This is a genomic window from Sinomonas sp. RB5 (assembly GCF_054063535.1).
This window is the reverse complement of record NZ_JBSSGJ010000002.1, coordinates 11,282-37,071: the sequence shown is the minus strand read 5'-3', so window position 1 is coordinate 37,071 and position 25,790 is coordinate 11,282. Positions and strand designations below refer to the sequence as shown.

At 72.3% G+C, this 25,790-nt stretch carries 21 protein-coding genes; 12 read left to right on the top strand and 9 right to left on the bottom strand.

All coding sequences use genetic code 11. From position 1 onward, the window contains the following. Positions 1–25: 25 nt before the first annotated feature. From ACVWWH_RS02820 to argE, 5 genes are all read right to left on the bottom strand, one after another. Positions 26–550, bottom strand: a complete 525-nt coding sequence (locus ACVWWH_RS02820; protein ID WP_457315550.1) for an FMN-binding protein — start codon at positions 548–550, stop codon at positions 26–28. Further along, positions 547–1,989 (bottom strand): ferredoxin reductase family protein, encoded by a 1,443-nt coding sequence (locus ACVWWH_RS02815; RefSeq protein WP_457315549.1) that lies wholly within the window; start codon positions 1,987–1,989, stop codon positions 547–549. The genes ACVWWH_RS02820 and ACVWWH_RS02815 overlap by 4 nt, the downstream gene beginning before the upstream one ends. Before the next feature lie 108 nt (positions 1,990–2,097). Continuing rightward, positions 2,098–2,940 (bottom strand): enoyl-CoA hydratase/isomerase family protein, encoded by an 843-nt coding sequence (locus ACVWWH_RS02810; RefSeq protein ID WP_457315548.1) that lies wholly within the window; start codon positions 2,938–2,940, stop codon positions 2,098–2,100. 76 nt (positions 2,941–3,016) lie between these two features. Beyond that, positions 3,017–4,300 (bottom strand): MFS transporter, encoded by a 1,284-nt coding sequence (locus ACVWWH_RS02805; protein WP_457315547.1) that lies wholly within the window; start codon positions 4,298–4,300, stop codon positions 3,017–3,019. Positions 4,301–4,328: 28 nt separating this feature from the next. After that, positions 4,329–5,522 (bottom strand): acetylornithine deacetylase, encoded by a 1,194-nt coding sequence (gene argE / locus ACVWWH_RS02800; protein WP_457315546.1) that lies wholly within the window; start codon positions 5,520–5,522, stop codon positions 4,329–4,331. 180 nt (positions 5,523–5,702) lie between these two features. On the opposite strand from argE, the gene ACVWWH_RS02795 reads away from it, so the two are divergent. From ACVWWH_RS02795 to ACVWWH_RS02755, 9 genes are all read left to right on the top strand, one after another. Continuing rightward, positions 5,703–6,674 carry a glutamate ABC transporter substrate-binding protein gene (locus tag ACVWWH_RS02795; RefSeq protein WP_084249620.1) on the top strand — a complete coding sequence of 324 codons (972 nt, stop codon included), beginning with the start codon at positions 5,703–5,705 and terminating at the stop codon, positions 6,672–6,674. Positions 6,675–6,684: 10 nt separating this feature from the next. Beyond that, positions 6,685–7,332, top strand: coding sequence for an amino acid ABC transporter permease (locus ACVWWH_RS02790; protein ID WP_066500668.1), 648 nt, complete (start codon positions 6,685–6,687; stop codon positions 7,330–7,332). Continuing rightward, positions 7,329–8,192, top strand: coding sequence for an amino acid ABC transporter permease (locus ACVWWH_RS02785; protein WP_084249619.1), 864 nt, complete (start codon positions 7,329–7,331; stop codon positions 8,190–8,192). Before ACVWWH_RS02790 ends, ACVWWH_RS02785 begins: the two co-directional genes overlap by 4 nt. A gap of 22 nt (positions 8,193–8,214) precedes the next feature. Next, positions 8,215–9,312 carry a glutathione S-transferase family protein gene (locus ACVWWH_RS02780; RefSeq protein ID WP_457315545.1) on the top strand — a complete coding sequence of 366 codons (1,098 nt, stop codon included), beginning with the start codon at positions 8,215–8,217 and terminating at the stop codon, positions 9,310–9,312. Continuing rightward, positions 9,309–10,124 (top strand): gamma-glutamyl-gamma-aminobutyrate hydrolase family protein, encoded by an 816-nt coding sequence (locus ACVWWH_RS02775; RefSeq protein WP_457315544.1) that lies wholly within the window; start codon positions 9,309–9,311, stop codon positions 10,122–10,124. Before ACVWWH_RS02780 ends, ACVWWH_RS02775 begins: the two co-directional genes overlap by 4 nt. Beyond that, the gene (locus tag ACVWWH_RS02770; protein WP_457315543.1) at positions 10,121–11,164 is read left to right on the top strand and encodes an enoyl-CoA hydratase/isomerase family protein; all 1,044 of its coding nucleotides are present in this window, start codon (positions 10,121–10,123) and stop codon (positions 11,162–11,164) included. Before ACVWWH_RS02775 ends, ACVWWH_RS02770 begins: the two co-directional genes overlap by 4 nt. A gap of 69 nt (positions 11,165–11,233) precedes the next feature. Further along, the gene (locus tag ACVWWH_RS02765) at positions 11,234–12,940 is read left to right on the top strand and encodes an amidohydrolase (protein WP_457315542.1); all 1,707 of its coding nucleotides are present in this window, start codon (positions 11,234–11,236) and stop codon (positions 12,938–12,940) included. A 50-nt stretch (positions 12,941–12,990) separates the two neighbouring features. After that, positions 12,991–14,178 (top strand): MFS transporter, encoded by a 1,188-nt coding sequence (locus ACVWWH_RS02760; protein WP_457315541.1) that lies wholly within the window; start codon positions 12,991–12,993, stop codon positions 14,176–14,178. A gap of 74 nt (positions 14,179–14,252) precedes the next feature. Beyond that, positions 14,253–15,539 carry an APC family permease gene (locus ACVWWH_RS02755; RefSeq protein ID WP_457315540.1) on the top strand — a complete coding sequence of 429 codons (1,287 nt, stop codon included), beginning with the start codon at positions 14,253–14,255 and terminating at the stop codon, positions 15,537–15,539. A gap of 4 nt (positions 15,540–15,543) precedes the next feature. Here the strand turns inward: ACVWWH_RS02755 and ACVWWH_RS02750 are convergent, their stop codons facing one another. The 4 genes from ACVWWH_RS02750 to ACVWWH_RS02735 all read right to left on the bottom strand — a co-directional run bounded on the left by ACVWWH_RS02750 (position 15,544) and on the right by ACVWWH_RS02735 (position 21,146). After that, positions 15,544–17,049, bottom strand: a complete 1,506-nt coding sequence (locus tag ACVWWH_RS02750) for an aldehyde dehydrogenase family protein (protein ID WP_457315539.1) — start codon at positions 17,047–17,049, stop codon at positions 15,544–15,546. Between the two features lie 8 nt (positions 17,050–17,057). After that, positions 17,058–18,257: an acyl-CoA dehydrogenase family protein gene (locus tag ACVWWH_RS02745; protein WP_457315538.1), complete on the bottom strand. Its 1,200-nt coding sequence runs from the start codon at positions 18,255–18,257 to the stop codon at positions 17,058–17,060. A 277-nt stretch (positions 18,258–18,534) separates the two neighbouring features. Further along, the gene (locus ACVWWH_RS02740; protein WP_457315537.1) at positions 18,535–19,719 is read right to left on the bottom strand and encodes a CaiB/BaiF CoA transferase family protein; all 1,185 of its coding nucleotides are present in this window, start codon (positions 19,717–19,719) and stop codon (positions 18,535–18,537) included. 56 nt (positions 19,720–19,775) lie between these two features. Continuing rightward, positions 19,776–21,146, bottom strand: a complete 1,371-nt coding sequence (locus ACVWWH_RS02735) for an aminotransferase class III-fold pyridoxal phosphate-dependent enzyme (protein ID WP_457315536.1) — start codon at positions 21,144–21,146, stop codon at positions 19,776–19,778. Positions 21,147–21,271: 125 nt separating this feature from the next. Between ACVWWH_RS02735 and ACVWWH_RS02730 the strand changes: the two genes are divergently transcribed. From ACVWWH_RS02730 to ACVWWH_RS02720, 3 genes are all read left to right on the top strand, one after another. Beyond that, complete coding sequence (locus ACVWWH_RS02730; RefSeq protein WP_457315535.1) at positions 21,272–22,714, top strand: PucR family transcriptional regulator; 1,443 nt, start codon at positions 21,272–21,274, stop codon at positions 22,712–22,714. Between the two features lie 98 nt (positions 22,715–22,812). Next, positions 22,813–24,078 (top strand): amidohydrolase, encoded by a 1,266-nt coding sequence (locus ACVWWH_RS02725; protein ID WP_457315534.1) that lies wholly within the window; start codon positions 22,813–22,815, stop codon positions 24,076–24,078. Between the two features lie 159 nt (positions 24,079–24,237). Further along, positions 24,238–25,761, top strand: a complete 1,524-nt coding sequence (locus tag ACVWWH_RS02720) for an amino acid permease (protein ID WP_457315533.1) — start codon at positions 24,238–24,240, stop codon at positions 25,759–25,761. Positions 25,762–25,790: the final 29 nt, after the last annotated feature.

The window sequence follows — 25,790 nt, the reverse complement described above, 5'->3', positions numbered from 1 at the left end:
GGGCGCAGGGAGGGCGGGGATCGGATCAGAGATGGGCTGCATCGAGGGCCGCCTGGAGGGACTGGAGGTAGGCGTCGGAGGTGATCGTGGCGCCGCTGACGGTCTGGACGTTGGCCGACTGGGCCTGCAGGACCTCGGAGCGCAGGATCGGCGCCGCGTTGGCGCTGATCATCTGGGAGCGCATCTCGGCGTCGGTCAGGTGCAGGGCCGTCACGTCGGTGATCTTGCCGTTCTGCACGGTGATCTGGACCTGGACGTCGCCGTAGCGGGTCGAGACGGCCTGTCCCGCGTACGTGGCCTGGGCCTTGGCCTGGGCTCCGGCGGTCGCCTGGGACGCGGTGCCCGAGCCCGAGGCCGTGCCGCCCGAGGTGCCGGACGCGCCCGAGGCGGAGCCCGCCGTCGTGCTTCCCGTGCCGGTGGTGCCCGCGGTCCCGGTGGTGCCGGCGGCCGTGGGCTGGCTGGCCTCGAGGGCGTGCGCGCCGGCCTGCCAGCCGATGGCGAGGATTCCGAGGGAGGCGACGGAGGCGGAGAGTGCTGCGCGTTTTCTCACCAGTCGAACCTTTCGCGATGGAGGGTCTCGTCCCGGGCGCCGGCGGCCTTCGCGTCGGCGAGGACGGCGTCGGACCACTCGCGGGGCCCGCAGACGTAGACGTCCGAGTCGGCCAGCGTGGGGGCGCTGGCGGGGAGGTAGTCGGTCAGGTGCAGCCCCGTCTGGTGCCGGGGGAGCCAGGAGCTGCCGCGGGCGCGCCGGCCCACGAGCTCGTACAGCACTGCGCCGCGGGCCCGGCACAGGGCGGCGATCTCCTCGCGCAGGTAGAGCTGGTGCGGGGCGCTGGCCCGCAGGATCACGGTCGCGTCGCCCGGGGCGAACTCGGCCCGCTCGAGCAGGGCGCGGATCGGGGTGATGCCGATGCCCGAGCCCACGAGGACCAAGCCGGGGCGGGTGCGGGAGCTGTGGGCGAAGTTGCCGTAGGGCCCCGCGAGGGCCACCTTGGTGCCCGGGCGGAGCCGGGCGAGGGCGGCGCTGCCGCGGCCGAGGTTGCGGACGGTGATGCGCAGGGCTTCGCCGTGCGGCTCGGCGGAGAGGCTGAACGGGTGGGCGTGCCACCACAGGCCGGGGGCGAGGAAGCGCCAGACGAAGAACCGGCCGCCCTCCCCGGTGAGCTCGTGCAGGCGCAGGCCCGTCATCTCGATGCTCACGACGCCGTTCCCCTCCTGCACCACGCGGCTCACCGTGAGCTGGTGGCGCCACGTGCGCACCACCGGGGTGACCACGCGGAACCAGACGAGGGACACGACCACGCCCCAGTAGAAGACCTCCCAGTAGAGCCGCTGCCAGTGCCCCTCGGCGAAGAGCGAGCCGACGCTGAACTGGTGGGGGATGGCCGTGAGGACAGCGGCGTAGGAGAGCAGGTGGATGGCGTGCCAGAACTCGTACGGCATCTTGCGCCGCACCGCCACGAGGGAGGTCACGACCACGGCGATGAACAGCGCGATCGAGACGAACGCGAGCCACATGTCCGGCACGAGGTTCCACAGGCTCACGGCCTCGGCGATCGGGTTGAGGCCCTCGGAGGCGCCGTAGCCGAGCAGGAGGAAGACCATGTGGGCCAGGAGCAGGTAGAGCGAGGGCTTGCCGAGGCTGCCGTGGACGGCCATGGCCCGGTCGTGGCCGATCGCCCGGTCGATCCAAGGCAGCCGAGCCGCCAGGAGGAGCATCACGAGCACGAGGTCCGTGCCGATGAGCCCGGCGATGATGCCGATCGCCGTGAGCGCCGAGGCCACGGAGCCGAACTGGCCGGCCGCCCCGTCCGCGAGGTACAGGGCCACGGCGGCGGCCGCCGAGCCCCACGCGGCCACGGTGAGCAGATCCGCGCCGGCGAGGCGTCGCCGGCCGCGGGCCCTGAGCTCACGGCTCAGGGCCGCGCGCCGGGTCACCCGGGGCAGCGCCTCGGTGCGAGGCTGGGGAGTGGGGAGTGTCGCCGTCATGGTTCAACCATCGCGGCGCACCCTGTCGTTTTGCTGTGGCGGTCCTTGCCCTCAGCCGTGCGTTGGTTGAAATCTCAACCGGCTGTGCCCCGGGCCACAGCGCGCGCCCTACTTCCCGGAGAACGAGGCCTTGCGCTTCTCGAGGAACGCGGTGGTGCCCTCGCGCATGTCCTCGGTGGTGAACGCCTCCCGGAACAGCCCGGCCTCGATCTCGAGGCCCTGGCCCGTGTGCAGCCCGTAGGCGCCCGTGATCGACTGCTTGGCGAGGCCGACGGCGAGCGGGGCCTTCGGGGCGATCTCGCCGAGGGTGGCACGCGCCGCCGCGAGGAGCTCCTGGCGGGTCGGAAGGACGCGGTTGACGAGGCCGAGGCGCAGCGCCTCGGCCGCGTCGATCCGGCGGCCCGTGTAGATCAGCTCGCGCGCGGGACCCAGTCCCACGCGCTGGGGGAGGCGGACGGACCCGCCGAAGCCGGGCACGAGGCCGAGGTTCACCTCGGGCTGGCCGAACTGGGCCGCCTCGGAGGCGTAGATGAAGTCGCACGCGAGCGCCAGCTCGCAGCCGCCGCCGAGGGCGAACCCGTCCACGGCCGCGATGACCGGCACGGGCACCTTCTCGATCAGGAGCGTCACGCCCTGGGCAGAGCGCGCGTACTCCGCCGCGTCGTCGGGCTCCATCGACGCCATCTCCCGGATGTCCGCGCCCGCCACGAAGGCCTTGCCCCCCGCCCCGGTGAGGATCACGCCGCGCACCGGCCACCCGGCGTCGTGCGTGCAGGAGTCCTCGATCGCCGTGAAGGCCTTCCACAGGTCCGAGATGACCTGCTGCGAGAGCGCATTGAGGGCCTCGGGGCGGTTCACGGTGAGGGTCAGGATGCCGTCCGTGAGGTCGAGCTCGAGCGTTGCGTAGCTGCCCAGATCAGTGCTGCCCGGATCGCTGCTGGTGGGGGCCATGGGTCACGTCCTCGCCGTCGATGGTGTGTTCCGCCACCCACGCTAGCGGTCTCGGGCGCGGTGGTGAAACCCAGTCTCACCGTGCGTGGTAGCGGCGCTTCGCGACGGCGAGCCCGATCAGGGAGATCACGGCGACCGCCATGTAGTAGAAGCTCGGCGCGCTGAGCGCGTGGGTGATGCCCAGGAGCCACGTGAGCACGAGGGGTGCGAGGCCGCCCATCACGGTGACGCCCACGTTGTAGGCCACGCCGACCCCCGTGGTGCGCACGTTGATGGGGAAGATCTCGGTGAGCAGGGTGGGCAGCGGGCCGAAGTAGAGCGCGCACAGGACGCCGAGGACCGTGATGACGAGGATGAAGACCGGCAGGGTGGGCGCGCTGATGAGGAGCTGGAACAGCGGCCACGCGAGCACCAGGGCCGCCACGGCGGCCCAGAGCATGAGCCGCGCCGGCCCCACCCGGTCCGCGAGGCTGCCGACGAACGGCGTCCCGGCGAGGATCACGAGCCCCGCGACCACGCCGCCGAGGTACGCGGCGCTCGCCGGCACGTGCAGGCTCTTCACCGCGAACGTGGGCATGTAGAGGATGAGGTAGATCGAGATCGTCGCGACGCCGATGCTCGCCGAGGCGGTGAGGAGGCGGCCGAGGTGCGTGGAGAAGACGGCGCGGATCGGCGCGGCGTGCTTCTCGCTCCGCTCGAACTCCTCCGTCTCGGTCAGGCGCGAGCGGATGTAGAGGCCCACCGGGCCGATGAAGATCCCCAGGATGAAGGGGATGCGCCAGCCCCACGAGTACAGCTGGTCCTTGGAGAGCCAGCTGAACAGGGCGAACCCGAACGCGGAGGCCAGGAACATCGAGATGCCTTGGGCCGCGACCTGCCACGAGGCGTAGTAGGCCTTCCGGTGCGGGGCGGTCTCGACGAGGAAGGTCGTGGCCGTGCCGAACTCGCCGCCGGCGGAGAAGCCCTGGACGAGCCGCGAGACGAGGATGATGATCCCCGCCCATGCCCCGACGAGCGCGTGGGTCGGGGCGATGGCCATGATGAGGGTTCCGACCATCATGAGCGCGAGCGTCACGGTCAGGGCCTTCTTGCGGCCGTGGCGGTCGCCGTACGAGCCGAGGAACATCCCGCCGAGCGGCCGGACGAGGTAGGAGATGGCGAACGTCGCGAAGGTGAGGATGAGCCCGAGGGTGCTGTCCCCCTCGGGGAAGAAGTTCTCGGCGATGACGATCGCGAACGAGGCGTAGACGATGATGTCGAACCATTCGAGGGCGGCGCCGATCGAGCTGCTGACGACGGCCCTGCGGGCCGCGGCGAGCCGTTCCGGGGTGACCGCGGCGGTGGCGGGGGTGGCTGGCATGGCGCTCCTTCGGGTGGGTCCGGGCCTCTCAGGTGGTCAGATGGGCGATGACGCGGTCGAGGAACGCCTCGCAGCGTGCCAGCTGGTCCAGGTCGACGTACTCGTCGGCGGAGTGGGCCTGGGCGATGTCCCCCGGGCCGCACACCACCGTGGGGATGCCGCCCTGGTCGAACAGGCCCGCCTCCGTGCCGTAGGCGACCTTCTCCGTGCTCGGCTCCCCGCCCCACGCCGCGGCCAGGCGGACCACCTCGGCGTCCACGGCGGTCTCGAGACCGGGTGCGGCGGCGACGATGGTCACGTCGAGGCCCGCCTGCGGGTGCTCCGCCTTCATCTCGCCCTCGATCCGCGCGAGCTCGGTCCGGAAGCGCTCGAGGAGGGCGCGGGAATCGACCCCGCCGATGGAGCGGAACTCGAAGTGGAGGCTGCAGTCCGCCGGGATCGTGTTGACGGCGATCCCGCCCTCGATGAGGTTCACGGTGCAGGTCGTGTACGGGACGTCGAATGCGTCGTCGTACGGGCCCTGCTCGCGGAACTCGTCCGCGACCGAGCGCACGAAGCGGGCGAACGCCGCGGCGTGCTCGATGGCGTTGACGCCGTTCGGCGTGAGCGAGGAGTGCGCGGCGACCCCGCGGAAGTCCACGCGGACGAGGTTGATGGACTTGTGGCCGCGGATCACCCGCATGCCGGTGGGCTCGCCGACAATGCACGCCCTCGGCCTGAGCCCCCGGCCCACCATGTCCTTGACGAGGTCCTCCGCGCCGAGGCAGCCGATCTCCTCGTCGTAGGAGAACGCGAGGTGGAGCGGTTCCCGCAGGTCTGCGGCGGCGATCTGCCCGATCCGGGCGACGACGGCGCCCACGAACCCCTTCATGTCGCACGCGCCCCGGCCGTACAGCCGCCCCTCGCGGACCTCGGGCGTGAACGGGGCGCTCGACCATTCCTGGCCGTCCACGGGGACCACGTCCGTGTGGCCCGAGAGGACGATCCCGCCGTGGACGGAGCCGTCCGTGGCCGGGAAGGTGGCGATGAGGTTGGCCTTGCTCCCGTCCGCATTCGGGACGAGGACGGGTTCGACGCCGTGGCGGCGCACCTGAGCGGCGACGAGGTCGATGAGCGGCAGGTTCGTGTCCCGGCTCGTGGTGTCGAGCCCGATCAGCCGCGTGATCCACGCCATCGTCTCCTTCGAGACGGCCGGTTCGGTCGCTTCAACGTCCAGGTCCACGTCCACGTCCTAGCGTTCGGAGGGTCTCGGGAATTTCACAGTAGTCCCACGTTTCCCGCGGTGCACCCGCGTGCGTGACGGAAATCATGCTTAGACTTGCGAATCGTAGATCGTCGAGGGGCGCCGGCCCCGCTATTGGACGGCCCGCGCTCGCGGGCCAGACGTCGTGGAGGTACAGCCATGGAACGGATCGAGATCGCCGGGCTCCAGCTCAGCAGGAGGAAGCTCCTCGGCATCGGCCTGGGAACGCTGGGCGCGGGCGCCCTGGCAGCATGCTCGAGCAGCCCCTCGCTCCCGGCGCCGTCCGGCTCGGGCTCGGCGGGCGCCTCCGGGTCCGTGATCGACCTCGCGGCGTACGACGCGGTCCTGTCCAAGGGCAAGGTCGCCGACGCCTCCCTCGTGGACGGGAACGCGTGGGCCAAGGCCATCAAGGCCCGCGGCGCGATCAACCGCGGCGGCACCGACACGTCCTCGCTGTTCTCCCTGCGGGATCCGGCCACCGGGAAGGTGGCGGGCTTCGACGCCGGCATCTCCCAGCTGCTCGCGAAGTACATCACCGGCCAGCCCAAGGAGAACCTCAGCCAGGTCACGGTGGACACCCGCGAGACCCTGCTGCAGAACCAGTCCGTGGACCTGGTCATCGCCACCTACTCCATCACGCCGGCGCGGCAGCAGAAGGTCGACTTCGCCGGGCCGTACTACGAGTCGAAGTCGGCCATCCTCGTGAAGTCGACGAACTCGAGCATCAACTCTGTCGACGACCTCGCCGGCAAGAACGTCGCAACCCAGGCCGCGAGCACCGGCGTCGCCCTCCTGCAGAAGTACGCGCCGAAGGCGAACGTGCAGACCTTCGACGACAACCCCAAGTGCCTCGCCGCCGTCCAGCAGGGCCGCGTGGACGCCTACGTGATCGACCAGTCGATCCTGCTCTCGGACGTGGCCAAGAACAAGGACGTCAAGATCGTCGGCGACCCGTTCGGCAACTCCGACCCGTACGGCATCGGGCTGCACAAGGGCAGCGACGCGCTAGCGTTCGTCAACGCCTGGCTCAAGTCCATCGAGGAGGACGGCACCTGGGCCGCGCTCTGGAAGGCCACCGTGGGCCAGGTCGTCAAGACGGATCCGCCCAAGCCGCCGGCCATCGCCTCCTGACCCGGCCGCCATGCAGGAGCTGTTCACCACCTACCTCCCGGAGCTGCTCGACGGGCTGTGGATGACGCTCAGGCTCACCGCGGTGAGCTTCCTGGGCTCGCTCGTGCTCGGCACGGTGATGGCAGCCTTCCGCATCAGCCCCATCGTGCCGCTGCGCGCGGTGGGGCGGGTGTATGTGGAGCTGTTCGTCAACATCCCGCTCATCAGCCTCCTGGTCGTCGTGACGTTCGGGCTGCCGGACATCGGGCTGACGTTCGACCTCTTCACCTGCGCGGCCCTGTCCATGACGCTGCTCGGCGGAGCCTTCACCTGCGAGGCGATCCGCACCGGCATCAACGCCGTCTCGGTCGGGCAGATCGAGGCCGCACGCTCGATCGGCCTCGACTTCTCCGGCGTGCTCCGCCACGTCCTGTTCCCGCAGGCCTACCGGAGCGTGGTCCAGCCGCTCGTGAACGTGTTCATCGGGATCCTGCTGAGTTCCTCGCTCGCCGGCGTGATCGGCGTCAAGGACCTCACGCTGCAGGTCTCCGAGATCAACAACCAGGCGGCGCTCGGCCTCACGGCGTACGTCGTCGTCGCTTTCGCCTACGTGATCATCTCGCTGCTCGCGGGCGGGGTCGGCGCGCGGCTCGAGAAGCGGTGGAGGGTCCAGCGGTGAGCACCCAGGAGCACATCTTCGACGCCGTCGGCCCCCGCGGCCGGCGCACCATCCGGATCGTCACGGCGCTGAGCGTCCTCGCCATCCTGGCCGTGGCCTTTCTCGTCGTGCAGCGCTTCGGCCAGGCGGGGCAGCTCGCGGCGGACCGCTGGGCCGAGTTCACCCAGTGGCCCTACATCCAGTTCCTGCTCGCGGGGCTCGGCAACACGGCGCTCGCGGCGGCCGCCTCGGCGCTCTTCGCGATCCCCACGGCGTTGGTCATGGCCCTCGGGCGCACCTCGCGGCGCCCCTGGCTGCGCTGGCCGGCCACCGCCTACATCGAGTTCTTCCGTTCGGTGCCGCTGCTGCTCGTGGTGTACGTCTTCGTCAGCGGCCTGCCGTCCTACGGGATCAATCCGGACATCTTCTGGAAGCTCGTCATCCCCATCACGCTGTGCAGTTCGGCGGTGATGGCGGAGATCTTCCGCGCCGGCATCCTCGCCCTGCCGGCGGGCCAGACCGAGGCGGCCCTGAGCCTGGGCATGCAGCAGTCGCAGGCGACCCGGTTCGTCGTGCTGCCGCAGGCCGTCCGGATCGTCGTGCCCTCGATGGTGGCCCAGCTCGTGGTGCTCCTGAAGGACACGACGCTCGGCTACGCCGTGAGCTACCCGGAGCTGATGAAGACCGCGAACAACCTCACGGCCTACACGAACCACCTCATCCAGACCTTCCTCGTCATCGCGGCGGTCTACGTGGTCACGAACATCCTCATCTCCCACTTCGCCCGGTACCTCGAACGCCGGGTCTCCGGGCGCACGGCCCGCGCGGGGAAGCCGGCCGGGCTGCCGGAGCAGGAACCGGCACCGGCGGGCATCGGCTGAGGCGGACCGCTAGGCTGGCCGCATGGCTGGCAGCGACGCATTCAGCACCAAGGGCGCCTACGTCCACACGGGCGAGGAGTTCACCCGGGACACCAACTACATCGAGGACCGCATCACGCGGGACGGCACGTTCCCGCCCGGCAGCCCCGCGCCGGACGGGGCGAGGGCGTGGCCCGCGGAGAGCGGGCGCTACCGCCTCGTCGCCGCCCGCGCGTGCCCGTGGGCCAACAGGACCGTGATCGTGCGCCGCCTGCTCGGCCTCGAGGACGCCCTCTCGCTCGGCCTCCCCGGCCCCACCCACGATGCGCGCTCGTGGACCTTCGACCTCGACCCGGACGGCCTCGACCCCGTGCTCGGCGTCGAGCGGCTCCAGGAGTCCTACTTCCGCCGCTTCCCGGACTACCCCCGCGGCATCACCGTCCCCGCGATCGTGGACGTGCCCAGCGGCGCCGTCGTGACCAACGACTACCCGCAGATCACCCTCGACTTCGAGCTCGAGTGGACGGCCTTCCACCGCGAGGGCGCCCCGGACCTGTACCCCGAGCCCCTCCGCGCCGAAATCGACGAGGTCAACGCCAGGGTCTTCGCGGACGTCAACAACGGCGTCTACCGCTGTGGCTTCGCCGGCTCCCAGGCCTCCTACAGCCGCGCCTACGCCCGCCTCTGGGACGCCATGGACTGGCTCGAGAACCGCCTCAGCCGCCAGCGCTACCTCGTCGGGGACACCATCACCGAGGCCGACGTGCGCCTCTTCACCACGCTCGCGCGCTTCGACCCGGTCTACCACGGCCACTTCAAGTGCAACCGGAACAAGCTCAGCGAGATGCCGGCCCTGTGGGGCTACGCCCGGGACCTGTTCCAGACGCCCGGCTTCGGCGACACGATCGACTTCGTGCAGATCAAGCGGCACTACTACATCGTCCACGAGGACATCAATCCCACCGGCATCGTTCCCGACGGCCCGGACCTGTCGAACTGGCTCACCCCGCACGGCCGCGAGGAACTCGGCGGCCGGCCGTTCGGCGACGGGACCCCGCCCGGGCCGCCGCCCGAGGCCGAGCGCATCGCCGCCGGCCACAACCCCCTCTATCCGGCTGCCGGCGGGGACGGGCACGCATGAGCACGCCGGGCGCGGCGCCGCGCATCGCCGTGACCTGGGCGGACACCGCGCCCTCCCACGAGCCGTGGTTCCACGCCGAACTCGCGGGCCTCACCGCGAGCGCGGCTGGCGCGCTCGAGGCCGCGGGGGCGCAACCGGTCGTGCTCGACGCCGCCACCGGCGCCCTGCCCGCGGCCGAGGACTTCGACGGCGTCGTCGTCATGGGCGGCGGCGACGTGGACCCCGCCCTGTACGGCGGGGACGCGGCGCACCCCTCGATCGACGGGGTGGACCGGGCCGCGGACGACGCCGAGGCGCGCCTCGTGCGCGCGGCGCTCGCCAGCGCCCGTCCCGTCCTCGGGATCTGCCGCGGCCTGCAGCTGGTCAACGTGGTGCTCGGCGGGTCCCTGCACGAGGACCTTCCCCCCACCGCGCCGGACGGCGCGCCGGGCATGCACCGCAACCACGTCGACCCCACCGGACCGATGGTCCTCCACGACGTGGCGATCGAGCCCGGAACCCGCCTGGCCGGCATGCTCGGGGAGCGGGCGCGCGTGGTCTCGGGCCACCACCAGGCGGCGGCCCGGCTCGGCGCGAGCCTGCGCGTCGCCGCCACGGCTCCCGACGGCGTGGTCGAGGCGCTCGAGGCCGCCGACCCGGCGACCTGGCTCGTCGCGGTCCAGTGGCATCCCGAGGACCGGCAGACCGCCGGCGCCGCGCCCGGGCAGCTCGAGGCCATCATGAGCGCCTTCGTCGGGGCCTGCCGCGGGGCTGCCGCCGACCGGACCCGCCAGAGCAGCCCCACCGTCCGCGAAGAGGAGCCAGCCCGATGAGCCAGCACGTCCGCGCCGAGACCCGGAGGCCCCTCGGCATCATCACCCTGGACCGGCCCCGCGCCCTCAACTCCCTCGACCGGGACATGGTCCTGGCCATGGAGGAGGCCCTCGAGCGGTGGGCCGAGGAGCCCGAGGTGCGCGCCATCGTCGTGCGCGGGGAAGGCCGCGGGCTGTGCGCGGGCGGCGACGTCCGTGCCCTGCGGGACGGCCCCGACGAGGCCGCGGTCGCGTTCTGGGCCGACGAGTACCGCCTCAACGCCCTGATCGCGGGCTACCCCAAGCCGTACGTGCCGCTCATGGACGGGATCACGATGGGCGGCGGCCTCGGCATCTCGGCGCACGGGTCGGTGCGCGTCGTGACGGAGCGGACCTCGGTCGCGATGCCGGAGACGCGGATCGGGTTCACCCCGGACGTCGGCATGGCCGCGCTGCTCGCCCGTGCCCCGGGCGAGCTCGGCACGCACCTCGCGCTCACATCCTCCACCGCGACCGGCGCCGATGCCGTGTACCTGGGCTGGGCGGACCACCTCGTGCCGTCGGATCGGCTTGGCGAGCTCGTGGAGCTCCTGGGCGCGAGGCTCGGCGCCCCTGAGGTGACCGAGGAGACGGCGCTGGGGGCCGCGCACGACGCCGTGCGGTCCCTCGCGCTGCCGGCCCCCGAGGCGCCGCTCGCCGCCGAGAGGGAATGGGTGGACGAGGCGTACGCGGGCGATGACGCCCAGACGATCCTGGACCGGCTGGTCGAGCTCGCCGCCGAGGGCCACGAGGGCGCCCGCGCGGCCGAGGAGGCGATCCGGTCCGTGTGCCCCTTCTCGGCCGTGGTCACGCTCGAGTCGCTGCGGCGCGCGGCCGTCATGGACGTGGTCGACGTGCTCGCGCAGGACCTCCGGCTCGGTGCAGCGCTCGTGGCCCGCGGCGACATGCGCGAGGGGATCAGGGCGCTCCTGGTCGACAAGGACGGCGCGCCGCGGTGGCACCCGGCCAGGATCGAGGACGTCGACCCCCGCGAGGTCGAGGCTGCCTTCGGCGGGGACTGAGCGCGCAAACACAAGGAGCGGTCGCTGGCGGTCAAGGGCCGTATCCGTTGACGCATCTATCGTCGTGGTGTGATCCACATCATGGACGAGGAGGTCGCCGTGGCACACACGTTCGCAGAGCTGCTGCTGGTCAACGGAACCATTGAGACGTTAGACGGGAGCGTCAGGCGGACCCACGCGCTCGCCGTCGTGGGCGGCCGTGTCGCGGCACTGGGAGAAGGGGCCGAGGCGCTGCGTGGACCCGCGACAGAGGTGGTCGACCTTCAAGGCGCCTACGTCATGCCGGGTCTGCTCGACGTGCACAACCACCATCTCATCGCCGGCCACATGGACCTCTTCGAGCTGGATGCCCCGCCGACTCTGACTCTCGACCAATTCCTCGCCGCTATCTCGGAGTACGCGGCGGGACTTCCCTCGGACCGCTGGGTGGTAGGCGGAAGCTGGGGTTCCGGACTCCTAAAGGAGATCAATACTCCGGAGGCCCTTGCACGCCTCGATGCCGCCACAGGAGGGCGTCCGGCCCTTTTCAAGGACGACTCGAAGCACAACCGGTGGGCGAACTCGAGGGCACTCGAGCTTTCGGGCATCGGTGAGACCACCGTTGATCCGGACGGAGGCCAGATCCTACGTTCGGGGGACGGCCGCCCGACCGGGGTCCTCATCGAGGCGGCCGGCGTCATCGCGGAGCAGACCTTGGCCCGCCTCCAGCCCACCACCACCGCCGACCTTGCCCGCGCCTCGTCGCGGGGCATTGAGATCCTCCACTCCTACGGCATCACTGCCTTCCAGGATGCAGCCGCGTCGCTGCAGACCATGCGTGCCCTCAAGGAGCTTGACGACGCCGGCGCCCTCCGCGCATGGGTGGTGACGTCGATGCAGGCCAACGACTTCATTTTCGGGACCACTCCCCTCGGAGAAGGCATCATCGAGCATCGCGAGGAGACCCGTTCGCCCCACCATCGCCCGGACTTCATCAAGATCTTCCTGGACGGCGTGCCCCCAGCGGGCACGGGCGCGTTCCTCGAGCCGTATCTCGACGGCGTCGGCTTCCCCGAGTGCCACTGCGGCACCACCACAATGCCTGCCGAGGACTTGGAGGGGTGGCTTCTGGGAACAGCTCGTCGGGGCATCTCGGCGAAGATCCACTGCACCGGTGATGCATCGGTCCGTCTGGTGCTCGACACCGTCGCGAAGGTGCGTGCCGCCGGGTTCAGGGACCCGCGCTATCACATTGCCCACGGACAGTTCGTCCACCCGGACGACATCGCCCGCTTCGCCGAGCTCGACGTCACGGCTGACATCTCGCCCGCGCTGTGGTTCCCCGGAGTGATCTCGGAAGCCATCGCGACGGTCCTTCCCCCGGAGCGGGCCTCGAGGATGCAGCCCAACCGCACTCTGCTCGACGCCGGTGCCCGGCTCGCGGGCGGCTCCGACTGGCCCGTCAGCGTCTCGCCGAACGCGTGGGAGGCGATCTACGGTCTCGTCACCCGTCAGGACCCGAGCGGCCAGTTCCCGGGGGAGCTCTGGCCGGAGCAGGCGATCACGCTCGACGAAGCGATCCGCGCCTACACCACTGATTCCGCAGAGGCCATGGGCATCAGCGACGTTGCGGGGTCCCTGGCGCCGGGCAAGTCCGCAGACTTCATCCTCCTGACAGACAACCCCCACGACATCCCCCTCGACGAGGTCCGCAACATCCGTGCCGTCGAGACCTGGTTCGCAGGGCGGAAGGTGTACGACGCCGCCGAAGTCGCCACCGCCGCCAGGCGCGCCTGACGGCACCGAGAACCACCGCTACCCCAGCTTCTTCCTGGAAAGGCCCAGCCATGGCAACCCTTGCTTCTGCGCGCCCACGAGTGGGCAGCGACCGCGGCATCTACACGTTCATCGCCGTGTTCAGCGCCGTGCTCTATACCGTGCTGCTCATCGCGCCGGTGATCGCCGGCAAACTCGTGCAGCAGTTCGGCCTCACCCCGACCGAGGTCGGATCGCTCTTCTCCCTTGAGCTCGGTGCGTTCAGCCTCGCCACCGTGCCGGCGTACCTGTGGTTACGCCGGGTCAATCTGGTGACCGCCGTGTACGTGTTCACTGGCATCGTCATTGCCGGCAATGTCGCCTCGGGGTTCGCCACGAGCTTCGTTCTCTTGATGGCGCTGCGCTTCGTGACGTCACTGGCGGCGGGCTCCATCACGGTGGTCATCCTCACGCTCTCGGGCAAGACCTCGAACCCGAGCCGTGCCTTCGGCATCTTCGTGGTGTTCCAGCTCATCATGGGTGCCATCATCCTGGCGGTCTTCCCGGCCCTCTTCGCCGCTGCGAAGGTCGGAGCCATGTACTGGACGCTCGCAGGACTCGCCGCCTGCTGCCTGCCCTTCGTCCGCCTCATCGACGGCGAAGCCCTGCGCCGCCCCCAGCAGGCGGAGGGAGCAGGCAGCGACGCGACATCGACCGAGGTCCGGCCGGTGAACAAGGTGAAGTTCGGGGTCGGCCTCATCGCGGTGCTTCTCTTCTACGTGGGGCTCAGCGGCGTGTGGTCCTTCATGGGCCAGATCGCCGGCGGCTCGGGAATCGGACTCTCGACGACGAGCATCGTCCTCGCGCTCGCCACCATCCCCGGGATCATCTCACCGCTGATCGCGACGATCCTGGGCGACAGCCCTCACCGTCGGTGGTTCCTGCTGGGCGGGTACATCGCGCTCGCAGTCGGCGTCGCCCTCCTGTTCGGCGGCCCCGGTGTCGTCCAATTCGCGATTGCGGCCTTCGTGTTCAAGTTCGCCTGGACGTTCATCCTTCCGTACCTCCTCTCCTCCCTTTCCGATCTCGGCGGCGGCGGCCACGTCATGAACACGACGAATCTGATGATCGGCGGCGGTTTCGCGATCGGCCCGATCCTCAGCGGGACGCTCATCGAGGCCTCGGGAGGATTCGGCCCGATGCTCGCAGTGGCCATCGCCGGCGTTGTCCTCTCCCTTGCGGGCGCCATGGCGATCCAAGGCAGGACCCGAGGGGCATAGTGCTGCGGCGAGCCGGCGCTGGCCGTCCCCGGAGCGAGGGACTGCCAGCGCCCTGGCCCCGCTAGGGTGGTGCTGTGACCCATCCCCGGCTCGCCCGCAGGCTCGGGCTGTTCGATGCCGTGGTGATCGGCCTCGGCTCCATGATCGGTGCGGGCGTGTTCGCCGCGTTCGGCCCCGCCTCCCGCGCGGCCGGCTCGTGGCTGCTCCTGGGCCTCGCGGTCGCGGCGTTCGTCGCGTACTGCAACGCGACGGCGTCCGCCCAGCTGGCCGCCGCCTACCCGACCTCGGGCGGCACCTACGTCTACGGCCGCGAGCGACTCGGCCCGTGGTGGGGGTTCACCGCCGGGTGGGGGTTCGTGGTCGGCAAGACGGCCTCGTGCGCGGCGATGGCCCTGACCTTCGCGAGCTACGCGGTGCCCGCGTCGGTCCCCGGGGCCGGGTGGATCCAGCGGCTCGTCGCGGTGGCCGCGGTCCTCGCGCTCGCGGGGCTGAACTACCGCGGGGTGACCCGGACCGCCCAGCTCACACGCGTCCTCGTCACCATCACCCTCGCTGCCCTGGCGGTGCTCGTCATCGGGCTCTGGGCCAGCGGCCACGCGGGCCCGGGAACCCTCGCGGCGGGGCAGCCCGCGGGCTCCGGCGGGGTCTACGGAGTGCTGCAGGCCGCGGGCCTGCTGTTCTTCGCCTTCGCCGGCTATGCCCGCATTGCCACCATGGGGGAGGAGGTCCGCGACCCGAGGACCACGATCCCCCGGGCCATTCCGCTCGCGCTGGGGATCGCGGTCGTGGTCTACGCGATCGTCGGCGTCACGGCGCTCGCCGCGGCCGGCCCCGGCGTCCTCGCCGGCTCCTCCGCGCCCTTGGCCGACGCCGCCCACGCCGTGGGCCTGGACGGGCTCGGTCCCGTGGTGCGCATCGGCGGCGCGGTCGCGAGCCTCGGCGCGCTGCTCGCGCTCATCGCCGGGATCGGGCGCACCAGCCTCGCGATGGCCCGCGAGCGCGACCTCCCCGCGTGGCTCGGCGCGGTCCACCCCGTGCACCGGGTCCCGCACCACGCCGAGCTGGCCCTCGCCGTGGTGGTCAGCCTCCTCGTCCTGACCACGGACCTGCGCGGGGTCATCGGCTTCTCGTCCTTCGGCGTGCTGGTGTACTACGCGGTCGCGAACGCCTCCGCCTTCACCCAGCCGGCCGCGGACCGGCGCTGGCCGCGGACCCTCAACGTGCTCGGAGCCGCCGGCTGCCTCATCCTCGTCGCGACCCTGCCCTGGCAGTCCGTGGTCGCGGGCGTGGTGATGTTCGCCCTCGGCCTGACCGGGCGCGCCGTCGTCCTCCGGCGGCGGCGGAGGACGGCGCGCCCCTGAACCGCTACCCCCGCAGGTACACCGTGGTGGTGTGCGTGAAGAACTCGCGCGCCGCGGCGCCCTGCTCCTTGGGGCCGTAGCCGGACTTCTTCGCCCCGCCGAACGGCACATGCGGGTCCGCGCCCGCCGACTCGGAGTTGACGTGCAGGATGCCGACATCGAGCGCGTCCACCGCCTCGAGCGCCGTGGCGATGTCCCGCGTGAAGAGGGCCGCGGAGAGCCCGAACTCCGAGTCCTCCGCGAGGGCGAAGGCCTCCTCAACCGAGGCAGCTCGGCGCACCGCGAGCACCGGCCCGAAGAGCTCCTCGCGCCAGGCGACGCTGTCCGGGCCGACCTCGAGGACCGTCGGCGGGACGAAGGCGGAAGGCGCGGCACCGGCGTCGTGCGCCTCCGCCCCGGGCGCCTGCCCGCGGTAGAGCACACGGGCGCCCTCGGCCTCGGCAGCGGCGACCGCGGCCCGCACGCCCTGCGCCGCGGACTCCGTCACGAGCGGGCCCATGTGCGTGGAGGGGTCGCTGGGATCGCCCACCCTCCACGCGTCGAGCCGGGCCGCCAGGCGCGCGAGGAACGCGTCCGCCACCTCCTCGGCCACGACGAGCCGTGACGTGGCCGTGCACTTCTGCCCGGTCGAGCGGAACGCGCCGAAGAGCACCTGCTCGGCGGCGAGGTCGAGGTTGGCGTCCGCGAGCACGATCGCCGCGTTCTTCCCGCCCATCTCGCCCTGGAACGGCACCCCTCGGGAGGCGGCTTCGCCGGCGAGCGCCCGGCCCACCCCGGTCGAGCCCGTGAAGGAGAGCCCGTCGAGCCCGGGGTGCCGCACGAGCTCCGTGCCGAGCGCACCGGGGCCGATGAGCAGGTTGAGCACCCCGGCGGGCAGCCCCGCCCCGTCGAGGGCCTCCGCGAGCCGCGTCGCCAGCAGCGGCACGGTCGAGGCCGGCTTCCAGACCACTGCGTTGCCGTGCACGAGCGCGGGCGCGATCTTCCACGCCGGGATCGCGATCGGGAAGTTGAACGGCGTCACGACCCCCACGACGCCGAGCGGCTTGCGCGTGACGAGGATCCGTTCGCCGCGGCGCGGGGACGCGTAGTGCTCGCCGGCCGCCCGGTCGCCCTCTCCGGCGCAGTAGCGCAGGATCTGCGCCGCACGCAGCACCTCGCCCGTGCCCTCGGCGAGGCTCTTGCCCTCCTCGCGGGCCAGTTCGAGCCCATGCTGGTCCGCGCGCTCCTCGAGCGCCGCGGCTGCCCGGGCCAGGACGGCGCCGCGCTCATGGATCGGCGTGCGCGCCCACTCGCGCTGGGCGGTGCGGGCGGCGTGCATCGCGCGGTCGACGTCGGCCGGCACGGCTTGGGTGCCCTCCGCCACCACCTGCTCGGGGCGGGCGGGGTTGCGGGAGGCGAGCGGCTCGCCGTCGCCCGCCACCCACTCGCCGCCGATGAGGAGGCGCAGCGGGACGGGAGCCTGTGCGGATGAGGTGACGGGGCCGGCGTCGTGCGCCGCGGCGGTGTCCATGCCCGCCGTCACCGGAAGGCCGCCTCTCCGGTGAGCTGCTGGCCGAGGATGAGGGTGTGGACCTCGTCGGTGCCCTCGTAGGTGCGCACGGATTCGAGGTTGTTGGCGTGCCGCAGGGGGGAGTGCTCGAGGGTGATGCCGTTGCCGCCGAGGATGGTGCGGGCCTCGCGGCAGATCTCGATGGCCTCGCGGCAGTTGTTGAGCTTGCCGACGGAGATCTGGTGGTGGGCGAGCTTCCCGGCGTCCTTGAGCCGGCCTAGGTGGAGGGCGAGGAGGAAGCCCTTGTTGATCTCCAGAGCCATGTCGACCAGCTTGGCCTGGGTCAGCTGGTAGCCGGCAAGCGGGCGGCCGAACTGGAGCCGCTCCTTGGAGTAGGCGAGCGCGTCCTCGAAGGCGTCGCGGGCGGCGCCCATGGCGCCCCAGATGATGCCGTAGCGGGCCTCGTTCAGGCAGGAGAAGGGGCCCTTGAGGCCGGTGACGTTCGGCAGGACCGCATCGTGGGGGAGGCGGACCTGATCGAGCTCGATTTCGCACTGGATCGAGGCGCGCATGGAGAGCTTGGGCTGGATCGGGGTGGCGGTGTAGCCGGGGGTCGCGGTGGGGACGAGGAAGCCGCGCACGCCGGCGTCGGTCATGGCCCAGATGACGGCGACCTTGGCGACGTTGGCGAGGCCGATCCAGCGCTTGGTGCCGGTGAGGATCCAGTCCGCGTCCTCGCCGGAGCCGTCGCGGCGGGCGTAGGTCTTCATGGCCCCGGGGTCGGAGCCGGCGGTGGGCTCGGTGAGGCCGAAGCAGCCGATCGCCTCGCCCGCGGCCATCTGCGGCAGCCACTCGGCCTTCTGCTCCGCGGAGCCGTGCTTGTGGATCGCGGACATCGCGAGGGAGCCCTGGACGGAGACGAAGGTGCGCAGGCCCGAGTCGCCGGCCTCGAGCTCGGCGCCGGCGAGGCCGTACTCGACCGCCGAGCGGCCCGCGCAGCCGTACCCGGTCAAGTGCATGCCCAGCAGGCCGAGCTTGGCGAGCTCGGGGACGATCTCGAGCGGGAAGTGCGCGTCCTCGTACCAGCGGGCAATGTTCGGCCTGACCTCCGCGCGGACGAACGCGCGCACGCGGTCCCGCAGAGCGAGTTCCTCGTCGGAGAGGAGCGAGTCGAACGAGATCAGGTCCGTGGGGTCGGGGGAGCTGTGGGTGCCTGCGGCGGTGTCCATGCCCGCAAGGCTAGCGGTGGCGGTCGTCATCGGGAGGGTGTTCCTTTCGGTGCTCAGGATTCGGGGGAGCGGGGCGGAGGTGCCTCCCCAACGTTGCGGAGGTGCCTCCCCAACGGTGCGGAGGTGCCTCCTCAACGTTGAGGAGTCACCTCCGTCGGGTTGGGGAGGCACGTCCGCGGGGCTGCGGAGTCACGTACGCGGGGCTGGGGAGTCACGCACGCGGGGCTGGGGAGTCACGTACGCGGGGCTGGGGAGTCACGTACGCGGGGCTGGGGAGTCACGTGCGCAGCCAGCGCACGACGTCGGCCGTGTCGGCTCCCAGCGCGGGGGGCGCCTGGGTGCGGGGCGGCAGCGGCGGGGTCCAGGTGATGGGGTGGCGGACCTGCCGGGCCACCACGGCGCCCGAGCGGTCGCGGACCTCGACCGTGGGCGAGAGCCCGAGCGACTCGGCGTAGTCGAGGCCCTCCCCGATCCCGGCCACCCGCCCGCACGGGACGCCGAGGGCGGAGAGCTTGTCCTGCCACACCTGGGCCGAGGCCGACGCGAGTCCCCGCTCGAGCAGCGCCACGAGCTCGGCGCGGTGCGCGACGCGGGCCCTGTTCGTGGCAAACCGGGGGTCCGCGGCCAGGGCCGGGGACCCGATCGCGTCGCACAGCCGCGCGAACTGGGAGTCATTGCCGGCGGCCACGGCCAGCGGCGCATCGGCGGTCGCGAGCAGCTGGTACGGGACGATCGAGGGGTGGTCGTTGCCCATCCGCCCCGGCACCACCCCCGCCCCCAGGTACGCCTGGGCCTGGTTGGCCAGCGCCCCCTGGAGGGACGAGAGCAGGTTCACCTCGATGCGGCGCCCGCGCCCGGTGCGGTTCCGCTCGGCGAGGGCGGCGAGGATCCCGATCGTCGTGTCCTTGGCCGTGAGCACGTCCACGAGGGCCACCCCCGCCTTCATCGGGCCGGCCCCCGGCACTCCGTCCGGGGCCCCGGTGATGGACATGAGGCCGCCGAGCGCCTGCACGATGAAGTCGTAGCCCGGCAGGTCGCGGCCGCCCGTGGAGCCGAACCCGGAGATCGAGGCGTACACCAGCCCGGGGTTCACTGCAGCGAGCGCCTCGTACCCGAGCCCGAGCTTCTCGAGGCCGCCGGGCTTGAAGTTCTCCACGAGCACGTCGGCGCGGAGCGCGAGCTCCCGGGCGAGTCCGAGCCCCTCCGGATCGGCCAGGTCCAGCTCGACCGATTCCTTGTTCCGGTTCACGCTCTCGAAGTAGGTGGCCCCGGTGGCGGAGAACGGCGGTCCCCAGTGCCGCGTGTCGTCCCCGCACCCGGGCCGCTCGACCTTGACCACCCGCGCGCCGAGGTCCGCGAGGGTCATCGTTGCCAGCGGCCCGGCGAGCACCCGCGAGAAGTCGGCCACCAGAACGCCGTCGAGCGGGGCGGTCGCGGCGGAAACACCCCGCGCTTCGGTCATTGCCCTGCGCCCCAGACGGGGGTCCTGTCCGAAAGGGCGGGCATTCTCCGCCGCGGTCATGAGAGCGCTCCGCGGATCGCGGCCTCGAGCACCGCCAGCCCCTCATCGAGGACCTCGGGCTCGACGCCGAGGGGCGGCAGGAGCCGGATCACGTTCCCGTGGGTCCCGCACGTGAGGGTCAGGACCCCGGCGGCGTTGGCGGCTGCGGCCGCGGCCTTCGCCACGTCGGCACGTGGGCCGGAGGCGTCCCCGAACTCGACCGCCATCATGGCGCCGCGGCCGCGAACGGATGCCACGCCGTCGTGCGCGAGGAGCGGCTCGAAGCGCCCGCGGACCGCCGCCTCGATGTCCCGGGCCCCGGCGAGCAGCGAGCCGTCCTCGAGGAGTTCGAAGACGGCGAGCGCCGCCTCGCACGCTACGGGGTTGCCGGCGTAGGTGCCGCCGAGGCCGCCTGCGTGGACGGCGTTCATGAGCTCGGCCCGGCCGGTCACCGCCGAGAGCGGCAGGCCCGCGCCGAGGGCCTTCGCGGAGAGGGTGATGTCCCCGGCCACGCCGTCGTGCTCGGACGCGAAGAGGGCGCCGGTGCGGCCCATGCCGGCCTGGATCTCGTCGACCACGAGGACGATCCCGTGCCGCGTCGCGATCTCCCGCAGCCCCGCGAGGAAGCCGGGCGCGTGCACCACGAAGCCGCCCTCCCCCTGGATCGGCTCGATCACCATGGCCGCGAAGGTCTCGGGGCCTGCCTCCGCCAGGACTGTCTCGACGCCGCCGAGCGCCTCGGCCACGAACTGCGCGGCCGCGGCCGGATCGGCCGGCGCGAGGTGCGCGGGCGCCGTCGGGCCGCGGAACACCGAGCCCGGGAGTGGGCCGAAGTTGAGCCGGTACGGGTTCTCCTTGGCCGTCATGGCCATGGTCAGCTGGGTGCGGCCGTGGTAGGCCTCGTCGAACACGAGGACGTTGGAGCGGCGGGTCGCCGAGCGGGCGATCTTGACGGCGTTCTCGACCGCCTCCGCGCCGGTCGAGAAGAGCGCGGTGCGCTTGTCGAAGTCGCCGGGCGTGTGCTCGTTGAGCCAGCGGCACACCTCCACGAAGGAGGAGTACTCGGTGACCATGAAGCACGTGTGGGTGAAGCGGCCCAGCTGGGCGGCGGCGCGCTCGGCCACACGCGGGTTCGCGGCGCCGACGCTGGTCACGGCGATGCCCGAGGCGAAGTCGATGATCCGGTTGCCGTCCACGTCCACGAGCAGCGGGCCCTCGGCGTGGTCGATGAACACCGGCAGGGTGACGCCGAAGCCCTCGGTGACGTGGCGACGGCGCTCGGCTTCGAGCTCCCGCGAGCGCGGCCCGGGCAGCGCGGTGGCCAGGCGGCGGGCGCGCTGCGGCACGGCGGCCGGATCGGCGGACGGGGCTACGGTGGTGGCGGTCATGGGTCCTCCCGGCGTGGGGCTGGTGTGGTTGCGACCACAGTAGAGAGCCGGGGGCTCAGAGTCTTTGGACGTTCTGGCCCATACTTGGTTCCCATGAGACTGATTGCACAACGAGGTGGGCAGGAATGGACACCCGGCCCGGGCCGCCGTGGGGCCCGGCGATGATCACGCTCGCCCAGCTCGCCGAGGCCGCCCGCGGAGACCTGGTCCCGTACTGGCCCGTCCCGCTGCCGCGGGTCGAGCTCACGGGCGTGCACGTGTCCGAGCTCGAGGACCCCACCGTGTTCCTCGACGGCGGGGAGCTGCTCCTCACGGTGGGCATGCAGCTGGCGGGCCGGGACGGCCCTGAGCGCGCGGAGGCTGCCCGGGCCTACGTGGCCAGGCTCGTGGCGGGCCGGGTTGCGGCGCTCGGGCTGGGCCTCGGCTCGGGGCACAGCATGGTCCCCGACGAGCTCCGCGAGGCGTGCGCCGAGGCGGGGCTGCCGCTGCTGACCGTCCCTCGTGAGTCGCCCTTCCTCGCGGTCTCCCGCGCCTACTGGGAGCTGGTGCGCCGCGGGGGAGAGGCCGAGCTGACTGCCCTGCTGGGCCTCCAGGTGGCCCTCACAAGGGCCGCGTCGGGGGACGACGCCGAGCCCTCCATCGTCCGCGAGCTCGCCCACGCCCTGGGCACCTGGGTGGCCTACCTCCCGGGAGGCGAGCGGCGGGCCTCGTGCGCGGGGCCCGCGGGGGAGGTGCCCGCGCCGGGCCTCCTCGACGAGCTGCGCCGGGAGGCGGCCGCGCTGCGGGCCGCCGGCCGGGGCGCCACGGCGACGGTCCAGATCTCGGCGGGCCCCGCGGCGCTGTACCCGGTGGAGTCCGGCGCCGGGCGCGCCTACCTTGCCGTGGGCCGCGGCGGCCAGCTCGCCCCGCCGGAACGCCACCTGTTCCTCACGGCGTCCACGCTGCTGGCCCACCGGGCTGCGGCGCTGCGCCGGGCGGAGGAGGAACGGGCCCGGGGCGACGGGATGCTCGTGGCGCTGGTCCTCGCCGGTCACGACGACGCGGCCCGCCTCCTCGCGGGGCAGATGGGCACGGCGCTGCCCGAGTCGGTGTACCTCGCGGTGCTCGCCACGCCGGGTCTTCCGGACGGGGCGGCCGCGGCGCTCGCGGTCGAGTCCGGAAGCCTGCTGCACCTCCTGCTCCCTGCCGATGCGCCGCGGCCGCGGCTGCCCTCGGGGGCCCACGGCGCCTGGGGCGGTCCGGTGCCGCTGCGGCGCGTCCGCGAGATCGCGGGCCAGGTGGCCGATGCCGCCCGGCAGGCACCCGTCGGGAAGGTGGTCCGGGTGGGCCACGGACTCGAGCTGCCAGCAGACGAGTGGGCCGCCGCGCTCGCCGCCGCGGGCGGGGAGCTGCTCCCGACCGTGCGCGCCTACCTGAAGAATCGCGGCCACTGGGAGGCGAGCGCGCGGGACCTCGGCGTGCATCGCAACTCGGTACGGCATCGGATGGCCCGCGCGGGCGAGCTGCTCGGCGTCGACTTCGACGATCCGGACGTCGCCGCGCACCTCTGGCTTGCCCTGCGGACGTAGGCTGCGCTGCCCGGCCGCGCCAACCGGTGTGTCGGCGGGGCGGCGCAACTAGGCTCGGGAGCCTACGACTGGACCACCCGCGCAGGAGGACACAGGCCATGGCACCCACCGGATCCGCACGCACGATCCTGTCCGGCCAGGATTCCCTCAGGGACTGGCAGGAGTCGCTCTACAAGGACTTCCACCGCAATCCTGAGCTGAGCCATCAGGAAGTCCGCACGGCCGGGGTCGTCGCGGACCAGCTGGGGGAGTTCGGCTTCGAGGTCCACCCCGGGATCGGCGGCACCGGCGTCGTCGGCCTCCTCTCCAACGGCGACGGCCCGACCGTCCTGCTCCGCGCGGACATGGACGCGCTCCCGGTCAGGGAGGCGACCGGGCTCGACTACGCGAGCACCGTCACCGCGGTCGACGACGCGGGCAGCCAGACCGCCGTGATGCACGCGTGCGGGCACGACGTCCACATCAGCACGCTCCTCGGCGCGGCGAGGCTGTTCGCCGAGCAGCGGGAGGCCTGGTCCGGCACGCTGATCGCCCTGTTCCAGCCCGCGGAGGAGCTTGGCGACGGGGCGAGGGGCATGGTCGACGCCGGGCTGGCGGGCCTGATCCCCACCCCGGACGTCGCCCTCGCCCAGCACGTGCTGGTCCACCCCGCCGGCACGGTGGGCCCGCACGCGGGCCCCTTCCTGTCGATGGCGGACAGCGTCCGCATCACCCTCTACGGGCGCGGGAGCCACGGCTCGATGCCGCACCTGTCCATCGACCCGGCCGTGCTCGCGTCCATGGTGGTCGTGCGCCTCCAGGGCGTCGTGGCCCGCGAGGTCCAGCCCGGAGAGTTCGCCGTGCTCACGGTCGGCCGGATCGCGGTCGGCGCGAAGAGCAACATCATCGACGACCACGCCGTCCTCGAGCTCAACATCCGCACGTACAGCAGGCCCATCCGCGACCAGCTCCTCGCGGCGATCGAGCGCATCGCCACGGCGGAGTCCGCGGCATCCGGCTCGCCCAAGGAGCCCGAGTTCGAGGTCTACAACAGCTACCCGCTCACCGACAACAGCGCCGAGGCGACCGCAGACGTCGCCGAGGCCTTCGAGGACTACTTCCCCGCCGGCGCCATCCAGGACTTCGGCCGGCAGACGGCGAGCGAGGACTTCAGCGACGTCCCCACCGCGCTCGGAGTGCCCTACACCTACTGGGGCGTGGGCGGCACCGACCCCGAGGTGTACGCCGCGGCGGAGGCCGCCGGCACGGTCAGCGCGCTGCCCGCCAACCACTCGCCGATGTTCGCCCCGGTCCTCCAGCCGACCCTCACCACCGGCACGGCAGCGCTCGTGGTCGCGGCCTCCGCGTGGCTCGGCAAGGGCTGAGCGCCGTCGGGACGGACACTCTCGGGACGAACAGTCCAGCGATCCCCGCGCACGTGGTGCAGTCCGACCATCGCCGGGCCTGACCTGCATCCCGCATCCTGACGGGGCACTGTGATCGGCACCACGCCGATCGCCCCCCCGGATGGAACGGAGATCCGCATGCAGGCACCTGGGAACCCCGCTGGGCCCACCCGACGAGCCGCCGAGGCCGGCGCGAGCAGGACGACGGAGTCCGCGCACCGCGCGAGCCTGAAACCGCGGCACCTGACCATGATCGCCCTCGGCGGCATCATCGGCGCGAGCCTCTTCGTGGGGTCCGGCTCGGTGATCCGCAGCGTGGGCCCGGCCGCCCTGCTGTCCTACGCGATCGGCGGCGCGCTCGTGGTCCTGGTGATGCGGATGCTGGGCGAGATGTCCACGAACAGGCCGGTGGTGGGCTCCTTCATGGAGTACGCCCGGGACGGGCTCGGCAACTGGGCGGGCTTCACGATCGGCTGGCTCTACTGGTACTTCTGGGTCGGGGTGGTGGCCTTCGAGGCCGTCGTCGTCGGCCGGATCTTCCACGAGTGGTTCCCGGCCGTGCCCGACTGGACGTTCGCGCTCGCCGGCATGCTCGTGTTCACGGTCACCAACCTCATGTCGCTGCGCTCCTTCGGCGAGACGGAATTCTGGCTCGCCTCGATCAAGGTGACCACCATCGTGGTGTTCCTCGGGGTCGGCGCCCTCTACGTCCTCGGCGTCATCCCTGGCTCGACCGGTTCGGCGGCGAACCTCACCGCCCACGGCTTCATGCCGCACGGATGGGCGGCCGTCTTCAACGGGGTCGCCGTGGTCATCTTCAGCTACTTCGGCACCGAGATCGTCACGATGGCAGCCGCCGAGTCGGACCAGGCCGCCCGCGCGGTGGCCAAGTCGACCAACACCGTGGTGTGGCGCATCCTGCTCTTCTACGTCGGCTCGGTCGCGATCCTGCTCATGGTGGTCCCCTGGGACGAGCTTCCCGCGAAGGCCAGCCCGTTCGCGTTCGCGTTCGGCCGCTTCGGGCTCCCCGGCGCCGAGCAGGTGATGAACGCGGTGGTGCTCACCGCGGCGCTCTCGGTGCTCAACTCCGGCCTGTACTCGGGCTCGCGGATGCTCTTCGCCCTCTCGAAGCACGGCTACGCTCCGCGCTGGGTGGAGGACCGCAACCGGGCGGGCGTTCCGTGGAAGGCCATCCTGCTCTCGACCGTGGTCGGCTACGGGGCGATCGCCGCGAACTACGCCGCCCCCAAGGACGTCTTCGACTTCATCATGAACTCGGCCGGCTGCGTCGCGCTGTTCGTGTACGCGTTCGTCGCGCTCACGCAGTGGCGCCTCCGCAACCGGATGAGCGCCCAGGAGCGCGCAGGACTGGCCCTGAAGATGTGGCTGCACCCGTGGCTCAACGCCGTGGTCCTGGCGGCGGTGGTGCTCATCGTGGTCCTCATGGCCCTCGACCCGGACGCCGCTCCGCAGGTCTGGCTGAGCCTGGGCGCCCTCGCGCTGCTGTTGGTCGTGTACCCGTTCGTGCGGCGGCGCGCCTCCGGCCGGATGGCCGCGCAGGCCGCGGCGGGGAGCGGTTCCGTAGCCGCTGCGGAGGCCGCAGCGGAGGCGGCGCCGGCGCACGACGGCGAGTGGTCGCCGTCGCCCGCCCGGCCCCTCTGAGGCGCGGACCCTTCTGAGGGCCGGCCCCT

What these genes read in the sequence shown, in the direction of transcription:
- ACVWWH_RS02815 (WP_457315549.1), bottom strand. Translation starts at nt 1,989, where the DNA reads ATGACGGCGACACTCCCCACTCCCCAGCCTCGCACCGAGGCGCTGCCC.
- ACVWWH_RS02810 (WP_457315548.1), bottom strand. Translation starts at nt 2,940, where the DNA reads ATGGCCCCCACCAGCAGCGATCCGGGCAGCACTGATCTGGGCAGCTAC.
- ACVWWH_RS02805 (WP_457315547.1), bottom strand. Translation starts at nt 4,300, where the DNA reads ATGCCAGCCACCCCCGCCACCGCCGCGGTCACCCCGGAACGGCTCGCC.
- ACVWWH_RS02795 (WP_084249620.1), top strand. Translation starts at nt 5,703, where the DNA reads ATGGAACGGATCGAGATCGCCGGGCTCCAGCTCAGCAGGAGGAAGCTC.
- ACVWWH_RS02790 (WP_066500668.1), top strand. Translation starts at nt 6,685, where the DNA reads ATGCAGGAGCTGTTCACCACCTACCTCCCGGAGCTGCTCGACGGGCTG.
- ACVWWH_RS02780 (WP_457315545.1), top strand. Translation starts at nt 8,215, where the DNA reads ATGGCTGGCAGCGACGCATTCAGCACCAAGGGCGCCTACGTCCACACG.
- ACVWWH_RS02775 (WP_457315544.1), top strand. Translation starts at nt 9,309, where the DNA reads ATGAGCACGCCGGGCGCGGCGCCGCGCATCGCCGTGACCTGGGCGGAC.
- ACVWWH_RS02770 (WP_457315543.1), top strand. Translation starts at nt 10,121, where the DNA reads ATGAGCCAGCACGTCCGCGCCGAGACCCGGAGGCCCCTCGGCATCATC.
- ACVWWH_RS02760 (WP_457315541.1), top strand. Translation starts at nt 12,991, where the DNA reads ATGGCAACCCTTGCTTCTGCGCGCCCACGAGTGGGCAGCGACCGCGGC.
- ACVWWH_RS02750 (WP_457315539.1), bottom strand. Translation starts at nt 17,049, where the DNA reads ATGGACACCGCCGCGGCGCACGACGCCGGCCCCGTCACCTCATCCGCA.
- ACVWWH_RS02745 (WP_457315538.1), bottom strand. Translation starts at nt 18,257, where the DNA reads ATGGACACCGCCGCAGGCACCCACAGCTCCCCCGACCCCACGGACCTG.
- ACVWWH_RS02740 (WP_457315537.1), bottom strand. Translation starts at nt 19,719, where the DNA reads ATGACCGAAGCGCGGGGTGTTTCCGCCGCGACCGCCCCGCTCGACGGC.
- ACVWWH_RS02735 (WP_457315536.1), bottom strand. Translation starts at nt 21,146, where the DNA reads ATGACCGCCACCACCGTAGCCCCGTCCGCCGATCCGGCCGCCGTGCCG.
- ACVWWH_RS02730 (WP_457315535.1), top strand. Translation starts at nt 21,272, where the DNA reads ATGGACACCCGGCCCGGGCCGCCGTGGGGCCCGGCGATGATCACGCTC.
- ACVWWH_RS02725 (WP_457315534.1), top strand. Translation starts at nt 22,813, where the DNA reads ATGGCACCCACCGGATCCGCACGCACGATCCTGTCCGGCCAGGATTCC.
- ACVWWH_RS02720 (WP_457315533.1), top strand. Translation starts at nt 24,238, where the DNA reads ATGCAGGCACCTGGGAACCCCGCTGGGCCCACCCGACGAGCCGCCGAG.